General features: G+C 53.7%; 13 protein-coding genes. 3 read left to right on the top strand and 10 right to left on the bottom strand.

Features of this window, described 5'->3' with window-relative positions:
- Nucleotides 1–39: 39 nt before the first annotated feature.
- The 6 genes from nuoF to lrhA form a co-directional block, all read right to left on the bottom strand.
- Nucleotides 40–1377 (bottom strand): NADH-quinone oxidoreductase subunit NuoF, encoded by a 1338-nt coding sequence (gene nuoF / locus SK50_RS17675; protein ID WP_003861487.1) that lies wholly within the window; start codon nucleotides 1375–1377, stop codon nucleotides 40–42.
- Entirely contained in the window at nucleotides 1374–1874 is a 501-nt protein-coding gene (nuoE, locus tag SK50_RS17680) for an NADH-quinone oxidoreductase subunit NuoE (RefSeq protein ID WP_048229763.1), read from the bottom strand. The genes nuoF and nuoE overlap by 4 nt, the downstream gene beginning before the upstream one ends.
- Before the next feature lie 2 nt (nucleotides 1875–1876).
- Complete coding sequence (gene nuoC / locus SK50_RS17685) at nucleotides 1877–3679, bottom strand: NADH-quinone oxidoreductase subunit C/D (RefSeq protein ID WP_074172728.1); 1803 nt, start codon at nucleotides 3677–3679, stop codon at nucleotides 1877–1879.
- Nucleotides 3680–3768: 89 nt separating this feature from the next.
- Entirely contained in the window at nucleotides 3769–4443 is a 675-nt protein-coding gene (gene nuoB, locus SK50_RS17690; protein ID WP_003861482.1) for an NADH-quinone oxidoreductase subunit NuoB, read from the bottom strand.
- Between the two features lie 15 nt (nucleotides 4444–4458).
- Nucleotides 4459–4899, bottom strand: coding sequence for an NADH-quinone oxidoreductase subunit NuoA (nuoA, locus tag SK50_RS17695; RefSeq protein ID WP_003861475.1), 441 nt, complete (start codon nucleotides 4897–4899; stop codon nucleotides 4459–4461).
- 631 nt (nucleotides 4900–5530) lie between these two features.
- Entirely contained in the window at nucleotides 5531–6469 is a 939-nt protein-coding gene (gene lrhA, locus SK50_RS17700) for a transcriptional regulator LrhA (protein ID WP_017693002.1), read from the bottom strand.
- A 937-nt stretch (nucleotides 6470–7406) separates the two neighbouring features.
- Between lrhA and alaA the strand changes: the two genes are divergently transcribed.
- Together alaA and yfbR are read left to right on the top strand one after the other, a co-directional pair.
- Nucleotides 7407–8621: an alanine transaminase AlaA gene (alaA, locus tag SK50_RS17705; protein WP_003861471.1), complete on the top strand. Its 1215-nt coding sequence runs from the start codon at nucleotides 7407–7409 to the stop codon at nucleotides 8619–8621.
- Nucleotides 8622–8738: 117 nt separating this feature from the next.
- Nucleotides 8739–9338 (top strand): 5'-deoxynucleotidase, encoded by a 600-nt coding sequence (gene yfbR, locus SK50_RS17710; protein WP_003861468.1) that lies wholly within the window; start codon nucleotides 8739–8741, stop codon nucleotides 9336–9338.
- Between the two features lie 80 nt (nucleotides 9339–9418).
- Here the strand turns inward: yfbR and SK50_RS17715 are convergent, their stop codons facing one another.
- From SK50_RS17715 to yfbV, 4 genes are all read right to left on the bottom strand, one after another.
- Nucleotides 9419–11251: an SLC13 family permease gene (locus tag SK50_RS17715; RefSeq protein ID WP_045343812.1), complete on the bottom strand. Its 1833-nt coding sequence runs from the start codon at nucleotides 11249–11251 to the stop codon at nucleotides 9419–9421.
- 75 nt (nucleotides 11252–11326) lie between these two features.
- Nucleotides 11327–11986, bottom strand: a complete 660-nt coding sequence (locus SK50_RS17720; protein WP_045343814.1) for a sugar phosphatase — start codon at nucleotides 11984–11986, stop codon at nucleotides 11327–11329.
- An 11-nt stretch (nucleotides 11987–11997) separates the two neighbouring features.
- On the bottom strand, nucleotides 11998–12492 hold the full coding sequence (locus SK50_RS17725) for a YfbU family protein (RefSeq protein ID WP_003861461.1): 495 nt from the start codon (nucleotides 12490–12492) through the stop codon (nucleotides 11998–12000).
- Nucleotides 12493–12584: 92 nt separating this feature from the next.
- A complete protein-coding gene (gene yfbV / locus SK50_RS17730) occupies nucleotides 12585–13040 on the bottom strand; it encodes a terminus macrodomain insulation protein YfbV (RefSeq protein ID WP_017383434.1) in 456 nt (151 codons plus the stop codon).
- Between the two features lie 337 nt (nucleotides 13041–13377).
- On the opposite strand from yfbV, the gene ackA reads away from it, so the two are divergent.
- The gene (gene ackA / locus SK50_RS17735) at nucleotides 13378–14580 is read left to right on the top strand and encodes an acetate kinase (RefSeq protein ID WP_015572267.1); all 1203 of its coding nucleotides are present in this window, start codon (nucleotides 13378–13380) and stop codon (nucleotides 14578–14580) included.
- The last annotated feature ends 53 nt before the right edge of the window (nucleotides 14581–14633 follow it).

Raw genomic sequence — 14633 nt, forward strand, 5'->3', positions numbered from 1 at the left:
TGGCTCGGCCGAAACCGAGCGTTAATCAAAATTCTGTTTTTACCAGCGCGCTTTCAGCAGGTTCGGCTGAATACCATTGATCGAATGGGTATTGCTGAACGGCTGCTTGATGCCTGCTTCGAATTCGTCGCGGAAATATTTAATCGCGCTTTGCAGCGGCTCGACGGCGCCCGGTGCGTGGGCACAGAAGGTTTTACCCGGCCCTAAGAATCGACACAGTTGCTCAAGTGTCTCGATATCGCCAGGCTGGCCTTCGCCACGTTCGATAGCACGCAGGATCTTCACGCTCCACGGCAGACCATCACGGCACGGTGTGCACCAGCCGCAGGACTCGCGGGCGAAGAACTCTTCCAGGTTACGCACCAGGGATACCATGCCGATCTCGTGGTCGACGGCCATCGCCAGCGCGGTACCCAGACGGCTGCCTGCTTTACCAATGCTTTCGAACTCCATTGGCAGGTCAAGGTGGGCTTCGGTCAGGAAGTCCGTCCCTGCCCCACCCGGCTGCCAGGCTTTGAATTTCAGGCCATCGCGCATGCCGCCGGCGTAGTCTTCAAGAATTTCACGTGCGGTGGTGCCGAACGGCAGCTCCCAGACGCCAGGGTTCTTCACGCGACCGGAGAAGCCCATCAGCTTGGTACCGGCATCTTTGCTTGAGGAGATGCCCTGATACCACTCCACGCCGTTCGCGAGGATCGCCGGGACGTTACACAGGGTTTCGACGTTGTTGACGCAGGTCGGTTTACCCCACACGCCGGAGCTTGCCGGGAACGGTGGCTTGGAGCGCGGGTTCGCGCGGCGGCCTTCCAGGGAGTTAATCAGCGCGGTTTCTTCACCGCAGATATAACGTCCGGCACCGGTGTGCACGAACAGCTCGAAGTCAAACCCGGTGCCCAGGATGTTTTTACCCAGCAGACCGGCTTCAGTGGCTTCGGCAATCGCGCGACGCAGGTTTTCAGCCGCTTCGATGTATTCACCGCGCAGGAAGATATAGCCACGGTACGCTTTCAGCGCGAACGCGGAGATCAGCATGCCTTCCACCAGCAGGTGCGGCAGCTGTTCCATCAGCAGGCGGTCTTTATAGGTACCCGGCTCCATTTCATCGGCGTTACACAGCAGGTAACGGATGTTCATGGATTCATCTTTCGGCATCAGGCTCCACTTCAGACCGGTGGAGAAGCCCGCGCCGCCGCGGCCTTTCAGGCCAGACTCTTTCACCGCGTTAACGATGTCGTCCGGCGCCATGCCGCCGAGGGCTTTACGCGCGCCGGCATAGCCGTTTTTGCTCTGATATTCGTCGAGCCAGACCGGCTGTTTGTCATCACGCAGACGCCAGGTCAGCGGATGCGTCTCAGCAGTACGAATTACAGTTTTCATTTGTACTGCTCCAGCAGGTCAGGAATTGCTTCCGGCGTCAGATGGCTGTGAGTGTCCTCATCAATCATCATGGTCGGCCCCTTGTCGCAGTTACCCAGGCAGCAGGTTGGCAGCAGAGTAAAGCGTCCGTCGAAGGTGGTCTGGCCCGGCTTGATATTGAGTTTCTTCTCAATCGCAGCCTGAATGCCCTGATAACCGGTGATGTGGCAGACCACGCTGTCACAGTAGCGGATCACATGGCGGCCTACCGGCTGACGGAAGATCTGGCTGTAGAACGTGGCTACGCCTTCTACGTCACTTGCCGGAATGCCCAGCACTTTCGCGATCTCGTAGATCGCCCCATCCGGCACCCAACCACGCTGTTTCTGTATGATTTTCAGCGCTTCAATGGACGCCGCACGCGGGTCTTCGTAGTGGTGCATCTCGTGCTCAATGGCGGCACGCTCTGCTTCACTCAGCTCAAAAGCCTCGGTTTGTGGTTGTTGATTCTCGTGCATAATTAGCGGTCCACATCTGACATAACAAAATCGATACTACCCAGATACACAATCAGGTCGGAGACCAGACTGCCGCGAATGGCGGCCGGGATCTGCTGCAAGTGTGCGAAGCTTGGCGTACGCACGCGGGTGCGGTAGCTCATGGTGCTGCCGTCGCTGGTGAGGTAGTAGCTGTTGATACCCTTGGTCGCTTCAATCATCTGGAAGGATTCCTGTGCCGGCATGACCGGGCCCCAGGAAACTTGCAGGAAGTGGGTGATCAGGGTTTCGATATGTTGCAGCGTGCGCTCTTTCGGTGGCGGCGTCGTCAGCGGGTGATCCGCCTTGAACGGGCCTTCCGGCATGTTATTGAGGCACTGCTCAAGGATGCGCAGGCTCTGGCGCAGCTCTTCCACTTTCAGAATCACGCGGGTGTAGCAGTCGGATACGCCGCCGCCAACCGGGACTTCAAAGTCGAAGTTCTCGTAACCAGAGTAAGGACGGGCTTTACGCACGTCGAAATCAATACCCGTCGCACGCAGACCTGCACCTGTGGTTCCCCACTCCAGCGCTTCTTTCGCGCCGTAGGCAGCAACGCCCTGGGAACGGCCTTTCAGGATGGAGTTACGCAGCGCGGCTTTCTCGTAAGACGCCAGACGTTTTGGCATCCAGTCGAGGAATTCACGCAGCAGACGGTCCCAGCCGCGCGGCAGATCGTGCGCCACACCGCCGATGCGGAACCAGGCCGGGTGCATACGGAAACCGGTAATCGCTTCCACCAGATCGTAGATTTTCTGACGGTCGGTAAAGGCGAAGAAGACCGGCGTCATCGCGCCGACGTCCTGAATGAACGTGGAGATGTACAGCAGGTGGCTGTTAATACGGAACAGTTCAGACAGCATCACACGAATCACGTTAACGCGATCCGGGACGGTGATGCCTGCCAGCTTCTCAACGGCCAGCACGTATGGCATTTCGTTCACGCAGCCGCCGAGGTATTCGATACGGTCGGTGTACGGAATGTAGCTGTGCCAGGACTGACGCTCGCCCATCTTCTCGGCACCACGGTGGTGATAGCCGATGTCAGGCACGCAGTCGACAATCTCTTCGCCGTCAAGCTGAAGAATAATACGGAATGCACCGTGCGCAGACGGGTGGTTTGGACCGAGGTTGAGGAACATGAAGTCCTCGTTTTCGGTGCCGCGCTTCATGCCCCAGTCTTCCGGCTTGAAGGTCAGCGCTTCCATCTCCAGATCCTGCTTGGCTTTGGTCAGCTCAAACGGGTCAAATTCGGTGGCGCGTGCCGGGTAGTCTTTACGCAGCGGGTGGCCGGTCCAGGTCTGCGGCATCATGATGCGCGTCAGATGCGGGTGACCGTCGAAGGTCATGCCGAACATTTCCCAGGTTTCACGCTCGTACCAGTTGGCGTTCGGGAAAAGTTTGGTGATCGTCGGCAGATGCATGTCGTTTTCAGACAATGCCACCTTGAGCATGATATCCGTGTTGCGGTCTATTGAGATCAGGTGGTAGAAAACGGAAAAATCCGCAGCAGGGAGACCCTGGCGGTGCGTTCTCAGACGTTCGTCCATGCCGTGTAAGTCAAACAGCATGACGTAAGGTTTTGGCAATTTCTTGAGGAAATCGACAACTTCCAGTAATTGCTCACGCTTCACCCAAACAACGGGTACCCCGGTGCGGGTGGCCTGAACAGTAAAGGCATCCGGCCCAAAACGGTTGCGCAGTTCGCCAATGACGGGGTCATCGAGATGATCCCGGGTCTGCCAGGCGGCTTCTTGCGCGGTTAAGTCGGTCATATTGTTCACCATTGCAAATGGTCCGTGGTGACTGTTAAGCCTGGCTTCGCGCTATTTGAGTAGTGATATGCGAAGGTGTTCTCCAGGCCCACAGGCGCAAATTAAATTTCGTCAGGCGTACGCAGGTTGGTGACGGCAATACGTTCACCACGTTTACGCTCGCGCTCAGACTGCATGTTCGCGCGATAGACACCCTGATCGCCAACAACCCATGAAAGCGGGCGGCGTTCTTTACCAATTGACTCCTGGAGCAGCATCAGCGCCTGCATATAGGCCTCTGGACGCGGCGGGCAGCCCGGGATGTACACATCCACCGGAATGAACTTATCAACGCCCTGCACAACGGAATAAATGTCGTACATACCGCCGGAGTTTGCACATGCGCCCATGGAGATAACCCATTTTGGCTCCAGCATCTGGTCATAAAGACGCTGAATAACCGGTGCCATCTTGGTAAAGCAGGTCCCGGCCACCACCATCAGGTCAGCCTGACGTGGAGAAGCACGCAGTACCTCGGCCCCAAAACGCGCAACGTCATGCACCGCAGTGAATGACGTCACCATTTCAACGTAGCAGCAAGAAAGGCCAAAGTTGTATGGCCAGATGGAGTTCTTACGACCCCAGTTGACCATGTCGTGCATGGCATGTTCGAGCTTGCCCATGTACACGCTTTTGTTGACTTCTTGCTCCAGGGGGTCGGTTACGATCTCCTGTTTTTGCAGGGGGTAACGGTCATTCTCACCGTTAGGATCTATGCGGGTGAGCGTATAATCCATCTTATTGCCTCGCTGTTACTGCTGACGATTAGAGATACTGTTTTCCGGGTTGATGTGTTCACGGCGTGAACGCACAGGTGTCCAGTCCAGCGCGCCAATACGCACCAGATAAACCAGACCGGCCAGTAACACTAAAATGAAAATTGCGGCCTCGACAAAGCCCACCCAACCACTTTCGCGAATGGAGGTAGACCACGCGAAGAGGTAAAGCGCTTCCACGTCAAAAATGACGAAGAACATGGCTACCAGGTAGAACTTGGCAGACAGGCGTAAGCGAGCGGTACCTACTGAATCAATACCTGATTCGAAAGGTGTGTTTTTGTGCCTTGCGCGGGCGCGACCGCCCAGGAACCAGCCGCCGACTAACATCAGGCAGCACAGGCCAATGGCTACAATAAGAAAGATTGCGAATGCCCAGTGATGAGCGATGACTTCTGTGGATGTTGACATACTCATTGCTTACTCATCAAAAGTGATACCGACGACACTGCTCTTGCTGGCAGATGGGCATCACATCGATTCATGGGGAGGAACAAAATAACCTTACACTAACTGTCAGAAATGAGACATAGACAGCAAAATGATGGGGTTTTTTACTCCTTTCTATAACCTTTTGTCAACTTTAACAAAGGTTTCTTCACATTAAATTACAACGTGCGATTCTCATTAACATTTGGTGCCCTTTAACCCTGGTGGGTACATGACTTTCCGTCAAATGCATCTTGTTGAATCGTGTCCGTTTTGGAAGTAAAAAAAATAACCCTCCTATTTTGACAGGATTTGCCAACGATTCCTCCCCCCAAATGGGAGTATTTTCTTGATCTGAGACACGCTTTTGTTAATTCAATCAAAAAAACAGCAACATATTTCCTGTTTTTTTAACATCGGCGGGGTATGAGGTAAGTTAGAACAGGTATTGTTTACATCTTAACCAAAAACATTTTCTGCATTGATAAATAAGCGGTATTTGCTTCATCCCTGCTCCGTTCACGGTTATGAATAGCAAAAAAAACCACTCGCAGGAAAAAATCATGCGAGTGGCTCTTTTTTGCACTTACATTTTGTTACGAGAATTTTGAGGGAATGATCACTCAAAATCCCCTTCCACGATCAGGGAGTCGTCCCCTCCTTCGGGAGTAACAGGCGCGTACTGCCATGGATTGTGGTAGTTTTCCATTGCCTCGAACACCACTTTTGCCAGCTCGTTGTTGCTGGCGGCGTTATGGCACAGCAGGTACTCCGTATCCGGCAACGACGGGAGTCCCTCGGATTGACCCAGCACACGCAGATCGGGGCTCATCATCTCCACCGGACGGGCCGTTACGCCAAGCCCGGCCTTCACCGCCGCTCGCACTGCGGGCAAGGTTGACGCCACGTACGCCAGGCGCCATGGAATACCGGCTTCGTTGAGCGCAGCCAGCACCATATCGCGGAACGGACTCGGATCGTCCAGCAGGACCAGGGGTATCGGCTCACCTTTCTGCAATACATACTCCGCGGCACAGTACCAGTGCGTTGGAGAAGTACGCAGCGTCAGGCTGTCAAACTGGCCAGGTCGATGCGTGGTGACCACCAGGTCAACCTCGTTTTCTTTCAGCATCTCAACCATGAAGGCATTGCGTTTAACGCTAACGTCCAGGGCAAGCTTCGGATAAACCGAGCTAATTCGGTTGAGAAGGAAGGGTAAAATGGTATCTGCTGATTCATCTGACGCCCCTAATGTTAACACTCCCTGAAGGTTGCTAAACATTAATGACATACAGGCTTCATCATTAAAGCGCAGTATCTTTCTGGCATAACCCAGAAGCTGAATACCATGTTCTGTTAAAAGCTTATTACGTCCATGACGCGCAAAAAGCTCTTTACCAACCAGTTGTTCCAGCCGCTGCATTTGCTGACTCACGGCGGACTGGGTACGGCAAACGGCGGCAGCAGCTGCTGCAAAAGTGTTGAGATCGGCGACCGCAACAAACGTTCTCAGCAGATCGAGGTCGAGATTCATTATCGGACGATTTGCATTTATCATATCTTTTCACTTTCAGGTTGCTCGTGCGGAGCTGCCCGGGTTGAAGCTGTGTGTAACAGTTAAGCAATTCCTTCTGAAGAGTTTCCCTCGCATCCCGGCCCGGCAGACTGCCTGACAGATAGTTATTGTACTGCGGTATATCACCAGTCAGAAATCACGTTTCATGACGTTATTTTTATTCTCTTGCGTCCAGGATATTTCGTTGTTTGCAGGTCGATGTTAATACCATAAAGAGTAAGACATGTTTTCTGCCATCTATATCGCAGCGTTGGCAACGTAGCAAGATGTGACTTACCCAATCAGCCAGAGATAATTTTAACAATAACAATCGATTAATACAGGAAAGCAGTATCCGATATACGTAACAGGCCTATCGCTATGCTGCATTCCCGAAACACATCTTAACCCAAATCCACTATATTTATAAGTCTTATTGCAATATTAAGGATTTACCGCCAATGATAAGCAACTACACTCTTTTTATTAAAATTAACGAAAGTTGCATTTTCGTCGTTAATAATAAATAAAGTTTAATTTAGATTCAGGCCATTCATTAATAACCCTTAACATTAATTTCACATGAGTAACTTTTAACCTGGCTTTGCTAATATGGCAATCGGTATCTCAGCATTCAGGTTTTACGAATGGTCACTCAGGGGGACTAATGCATCAGCCCGAATCGTCTTTTTATTTATTCCAGAATAATATTCATCTTTATATGAAATTTTTAGCACAAACAACCCAATCTCCCTCTTTATCACGATAAATTCAGACACAAAATCACTCCGTCGTTAGAGTAAGCGATCACCGCGGCATTGCCCGGTTGGACGAAATCTTCTTCTGTGCGCCCTTCAAAACGAAGCGCGGTGGGAGTACATTGTTCCGTGCTCACTTCCACGGCAGGAAGTTGCAATAATAGCGAAAAGGTTAAAGGTTCATGTCCCCTATCGAAAAATCCAGCAAGCTCGACAACGTCTGTTACGACATCCGTGGCCCGGTACTCAAAGAGGCAAAACGCCTTGAAGAGGAAGGCAATAAGGTTCTGAAACTCAACATCGGCAACCCCGCGCCATTTGGTTTTGAAGCGCCGGATGAGATCCTGGTGGATGTGATCCGTAACCTGCCCACTGCACAAGGCTACTGCGATTCAAAAGGGCTTTATTCCGCCCGTAAAGCCATCATGCAGCACTATCAGGCTCGCGGTATGCGCGACGTCACCGTTGAAGATATCTACATTGGCAACGGTGTCTCGGAGCTGATCGTTCAGGCGATGCAGGCGCTCCTGAACAGCGGCGATGAAATGCTGGTTCCTGCCCCGGATTATCCGCTGTGGACGGCTGCGGTGTCCCTGTCCAGCGGTAAAGCGGTGCACTACCTGTGCGACGAATCCTCTGACTGGTTCCCGGATCTGGATGATATTCGCGCCAAAATTACCCCGCGCACCCGGGGTATCGTGATCATTAACCCGAATAACCCGACGGGTGCGGTCTATTCAAAAGAGCTGCTGATGGAGATCGTCGAGATCGCCCGCCAGCACAACCTGATCATCTTTGCCGACGAGATTTACGACAAGATCCTGTACGACGCGGCGCAGCACCACTCTATCGCTGCGCTGGCGCCCGATCTGCTGACGGTCACCTTTAACGGACTGTCTAAAACTTACCGCGTTGCCGGTTTCCGTCAGGGCTGGATGGTACTGAACGGTCCGAAAAAACATGCGAAAGGCTACATTGAAGGGCTGGAGATGCTGGCATCCATGCGTCTGTGCGCCAACGTACCGGCGCAACATGCGATCCAGACAGCACTCGGCGGCTATCAAAGCATCAGCGAGTTTATCGTTCCAGGCGGCCGCCTGTATGAACAGCGCAACCGCGCATGGGAATTGATTAATGATATTCCGGGCGTCTCCTGCGTGAAGCCTAACGGCGCGCTGTACATGTTCCCGAAAATCGACGCGAAGCGCTTCAATATTCACGACGACCAGAAAATGGTGCTCGACTTCCTGTTGCAGGAAAAAGTGCTACTGGTTCAGGGGACGGCGTTTAACTGGCCGTGGCCGGATCACGTGCGTATCGTCACCCTGCCGCGCGAAGACGATCTCGAGATGGCCATCAGCCGCTTCGGGCGCTTCCTCTCCGGGTACCATCAGTAACGCTGACTTTTCGCCGGGTAGCGCTGCGCTTACCCGGCCTACAACATCCGCAAATTTGCATCTTCCCTCCCCTCCCCGCACAATGAAGTCTGTCGCAGTGAAGACATAAGGTAACCTATGAGTCAGAGTCATTTCTTTGCCCACCTCTCCCGCCTGAAACTCATCAACCGCTGGCCGCTGATGCGCAATGTGCGTACTGAAAATGTGTCTGAGCACAGTTTGCAGGTTGCCATGGTCGCGCACGCGCTGGCCGCGATTAAAAACCGCAAATTCAACGGGCAGGTGAATGCCGAACGTATCGCCCTGCTGGCGATGTATCACGATGCATCGGAAGTGCTGACCGGGGATCTGCCTACGCCGGTGAAATATTTCAACTCGCAGATTGCCCAGGAATATAAGGCCATTGAGAAGATTGCCCAGCAGAAGCTGATCGACATGGTGCCTGAAGAGCTGCGCGATATCTTCGGGCCGCTGATCGATGAGCATCAGTATACGGAAGAGGAGAAATCCCTGGTTAAGCAGGCCGATGCGCTGTGCGCCTACCTGAAGTGTCTGGAAGAGTTATCCGCCGGGAATAACGAATTTTTACTGGCAAAAACGCGTCTGGAAAAAACGCTGGAATCCCGTCGCAGCGAAGAGATGGACTACTTTATGCGCGTGTTTGTGCCGAGCTTCCATTTGTCGCTGGATGAGATTAGCCAGGATTCGCCACTCTGATTTTCGCCCAGCGGCGCTGCGCTTGCAGGGCCTACGGGGTTGTAGGCCGGGTAAGGCGTAGCCGCCACCCGGCAAAATGCTCAGAACGGAAACAGGACCGGTATCAATACCACGCACACCACCATCACCAGCACGGTGAACGGCACACCCAGCTTCACGAAATCACTGAACCTATAATTCCCGGGCCCCAGCACCAGCGTATTGACCGGGGAAGAGACCGGCGTCATAAATGCCGCTGACGCCGCCATCGCAACCATCATCGCAAACGGATACGGCGAAACGCCCATCGATTTTGCCATCGCCAGCGCAATGGGCGCCATCAGCACCGCCGTTGCGGTATTGGAGATGAACAAACCGATGGTGGCACACATGACGAACAGGCAAACCATCATCAGGTACGGACCATATCCCCCGCCCGCGTCCATTAAGCCTTTCACGATCAAATCCACCCCGCCGGTTTTCTGTAGCGCCAGGGCGAAGGGCATCATCCCGACGATGAGAATGATGCTCGGCCAGTGAATCGCTTTGTAAGCGCTTTCGGCGTCAATACAGCGGAATTTGCCCATTAACAGACAGGCGATTATCGCCGCCACCGGGTTAGGGATCTCGTCCGTCAGCATCAGCGCGACCATCAATACCAGGCAAAAAATCGCATGGGGCGCCTGGCTGTGCGCCGGTGATGCATCGTTCTCTTCAATCGGCATATTCAGCACCACAAAATCGCGGCCTTTCTGCCCGAGCTGGCTAATCAGTTTCCAGTTGCCGACCACGAGGAAGATATCCCCCAGCAGGATCGGCTCATCCACCACCGCCCCTTCAAGGGCTACGCCATCGCGCTTCAGGCCCACCACGTTGAGGCCATAGCGGGTACGAAAGCCGATTTCACGCACGGTTTTGCCCAATAACTCCGATTCCGGGATCAGCGACACCTCGGCCATTCCCACATCCAGCGCCTGGTCAGAGAAATACTCGCCGCGCAGGACCATCGGCTCCAGCAGCTGCTCGCTACAAAACTCCCGCAGATCCACGTCTGCGGTGGACATATCAATCAGCAGGACGTCACGCGCGCGAAACTCTGACACCCCGTTCACGTTAACGATCACCCGACGAAAACGACGCCAGCGCTCAACCCCGATGACGTTCGCGCCATAGCGTTCACGTAGCTTAAGGTCATCCAGCCGCTGCCCCACCATAGGCGATCCCGGGCGGATAGCCAGACGTCGGGCACGCCCGGTCAGACGATACTCTTTAATCAGATCGCGGAAAGAGCGCCGCTTCCAGCCCTCTTTGGCTTTATCCTGCTTCTCCCCTTTCAGCGCGAAACGGGTCAATAGCATATAGATAATGCCCATCACCAGTACCACCAGCCCGATCGGCGTAACGCTGAAAAAGCTAAACCCCTCAAGCCCCTCACGGATCAGTTCGCTGTTCACGACGAGGTTCGGCGGCGTCGCGACCAGCGTCATCATGCCGCTGATGAGCCCGGCGAAGCTCAACGGCATCATCAGCCGCGACGGGGAGATCTGCATCCTCATGCAGACGCTCAGCACGACCGGAATAAAGATGGCCACGACGCCCGTAGAGCTCATAAACGCGCCCAGCCCGGCGACCGTCAGCATCAGGTAAATCAGCATTTTGGTTTCGCTGCTGCCCGCCACCTTAACCAACCACGACCCCATCATCGTCGCCACGCCGGTGCGTACCAGCCCGTCGCCAATAATAAACAGGGCGGCAATCAAAATAACGTTGGGATCGCTAAACCCGGAAAAGGCTTCCGGCAGGGAAAGGGTACCGCTCAGAATGAATGCGACAATCACAAACAGGGCGACGGCATCCATGCGCACCTTGCCCGTGGCAAAAAGAATGATGGCGATTAACAGCAGGCTCAGGACCCAAATCAGTTCACCGTTCACAACATGTCCTTGTCAGTGGAGGAGAAGCAATTCTGCCATAAAAAAGCCCCGGTAATGCGGGGCTATATCATGGGATTACATTTTTAGCGAGACGGTTACAACTCCGTCTGACGCCTTCGAGACGTCGATGGCGGTCAGGGTGTTAAGCACAAAATCCGCCTCCTCCAGCCGGGGGGAACCCGCCGGGACGTTAACGGCAATGACGTGGCTTCCGGCGTTCAGCCCGGCCAGCACGCCTGCCGCCGCGTCTTCCACCACCACGCACTCCGCTGGCGCAAGGCCAAGCAGTTCAGCGCCGAGCAGAAACGCATCCGGTTCAGGCTTGCCGCGCTTCACGCGCTCAGCGGTAATGAATACGTCCGGCGTCGGTAAACCTGCCGCCTTATGACGGGCATGCGCGACGGGAACCGAGCCGGAGGTGACGATAGCCCACGGGATCTGCGCTTCATTCAGGTGCTCAAGCAGTTCACGCGCACCGGGCAGCGCGGTGATGCCTTCGGTATCGGTAGCTTCAATCTGCTCAAGATAGCGGAACTCCGCCTGAATCTCTTCCTCAGAACGTCCCGCAAGGAAGTGCCGCAATGAGGTAATGGCCTGTTTGCCATGGATGAAATTCAGTACGTCCTGATGGTCGATGTCGTGCCGGTCGGCCCAGTGGCACCACGAGCGCTCCACCACCGGTAGCGAATCCACCAGCGTACCGTCCAGATCAAACAGAAAACCTTTACACTGCACACGCACCTCCGTCAGGCATTAATGATTTGTTGAATTTCGTTGCTGCTTAAATGGTACTGACGCGGACAGGCGTGCCACGCGCTCAGCATACGTTGATACTTATCCCACATCGGGGTCTGGGCGTTGAAGCCGTGCGTACCCGCATCAAAATGGGTGTAACGCCCTTCGGTATTCACCATAAAGCGTACATAGCTCAGATAGCGCGCTTCCGTCGCAGCATCAAAGCCCAGGAACGTCACGCGGCGCTCGTCAATGGTCTGCTGGTCCTTCAGATTGGTCCAGGACACATGCAGCGCATGGTACATCTCCATGATGTCGATAACGATACGGCAGGTTTCCTCTTTCAGTTCGCCAAATTCGCGATCCAGTTCGCGCATCTGCAAGCCAAAACCACGTTCAACAATGGTTTGCAGGCGGCTGTAGCGTGCAGCGTTATCGGGATCAAGCATAGTCATCATCTTGTACTGGTTAGACAAAATCAGACGTTGAGCATGGGTCATTTCCATCTTTCGACTCCTGTAGCGCATTGCACTGTAAAAAAAAGACACGGTAACTGATTGTTACTGTGCCTTCTTTTGGTCGTCGTTTCGATGATCAATCACAAGTCATCGAGGAATGTTTTATCAAGCTGTTTAAACGCACGCTTGAGGGTATCCGCCAGCGCCTGATAGTCTGGCTTGCCTTCAACCGGCGCCAGCGCCTGGCCCGCCTCCTCCAGTTTTCCACGCACTTCATAAAACCAGTGTAAAACAGAAGGCGGAAGTGGCGTGACGGAACGTTTGCCTAACCACCATAGCCCCTGCATCGGCAGGCTTAAAGCAAAAAGCGCCGTCGCGACGGCAGGGCCAAGCTGTCCACCTAACGCTATCTGCCAGCACAGGGTAAAAACGGCAATCGGGGGCATAAAGCGAATCGCATAGCGCGTGGCGCGAATAGTGCGATTTTCAATAAACATGGGCGCGAGGCGCTTTTCCATCGGCCATGTCTTTGCGTAATGCTGTCCCCGACGAAACAGACTAAAAAAGTTCACGGACGGGATTTCGGGTGTCGACATGGCTGTACCTCAACTTCACATATAAAAATTAAAATTTTCGTGCAAAACCACAACAGGCTATGACAACGTTCAAAATATTTTGTCATCGCTACCCCGTATCGGGTATCCTGTGCCAGCCTGATAGGGCCGTAGACGATAAGCGTTAACTCGTCAAATTATCGCATATTATGCCATTGTCTGAAAAATGTTCAAAATGGCTTAAAATCATAGGTATTTCTTCCATCCTGCCAGAATGTTTGTTTGGCATGATGTTAATCATAAATGTCTGGGTCAGCATGCGTTACGCTTTTAGACTCACTGACGTTTTTTTAGCCACGTATCAATAATAGGTACTTCCATGTCGAGTAAGTTAGTACTGGTTCTGAACTGCGGTAGCTCCTCACTGAAATTCGCCATCATCGATGCGCTCAACGGTGACGAGTACCTCTCTGGTTTGGCCGAATGTTTCCATCTGCCTGAAGCACGTATCAAGTGGAAGATGGACGGCAGCAAACAAGAAGCGGCTTTAGGTGCAGGCGCCGCTCACAGTGAAGCGCTGAACTTTATCGTTAACACTATTCTGGCACAAAAACCAGAACTGTCTGCTCAGCTGACCGCAATTGGTCACCGTATCGTCCACGGCGGCGAAAAATACACCAGTTCCGTGGTAATCGACGACTCCGTGATCCAGGGTATCAAAGACTCTGCGTCTTTCGCACCGCTGCATAACCCGGCTCACCTGATCGGTATCGCTGAAGCACTGAAATCCTTCCCGAGTCTGAAAGACAAAAACGTGGCCGTGTTTGATACCGCGTTCCATCAGACCATGCCGGAAGAGTCTTACCTCTATGCCCTGCCATACAGCCTGTACAAAGAGCACGGCGTCCGTCGTTACGGCGCACACGGCACCAGCCACTTCTATGTGACTCAGGAAGCCGCAAAAGTGCTGAACAAGCCGGTTGAAGAAGTCAACATCATCACCTGCCACCTGGGCAACGGTGGTTCTGTTTCCGCTATCCGCAACGGTAAGTGTGTTGACACCTCTATGGGTCTGACCCCGCTGGAAGGTCTGGTGATGGGTACCCGTTCCGGTGATATCGACCCGGCGATCATCTTCCACCTGCACGACACCCTGGGCATGAGCGTTGACGACATCAACAAAATGCTGACCAAAGAGTCTGGCCTGCTGGGCCTGACCGAGGTCACCAGCGACTGCCGTTACGTTGAAGACAACTACGCAGAAAAAGCTGACGCTAAACGTGCAATGGACGTTTATTGCCACCGTCTGGCGAAGTACATCGGTTCTTACACCGCGCTGATGGAAGGCCGTCTGGATGCTGTTATCTTCACCGGCGGTATCGGTGAGAACGCGGCAATGGTACGTGAACTGTCCCTGGGCAAACTGGGCGTTCTGGGCTTCGAAGTTGATCATGAGCGTAACCTGGCTGCCCGCTTCGGCAAGTCTGGCTTCATCAACAAAGAAGGCACCCGCCCTGCTATCGTTATCCCAACTAACGAAGAGCTGGTCATCGCGCAAGACGCGCACCGCCTGACTGCCTGATTCCACACCGCCAGCAATGCTGGCGGTGCTGTTTTGTAACCCGCCCAACGCGG

The sequence above is a fragment of the Enterobacter sp. BWH64 genome (genome assembly GCF_001037645.1).
In the GTDB taxonomy this organism is placed as follows: domain Bacteria; phylum Pseudomonadota; class Gammaproteobacteria; order Enterobacterales; family Enterobacteriaceae; genus Enterobacter; species Enterobacter hormaechei_C.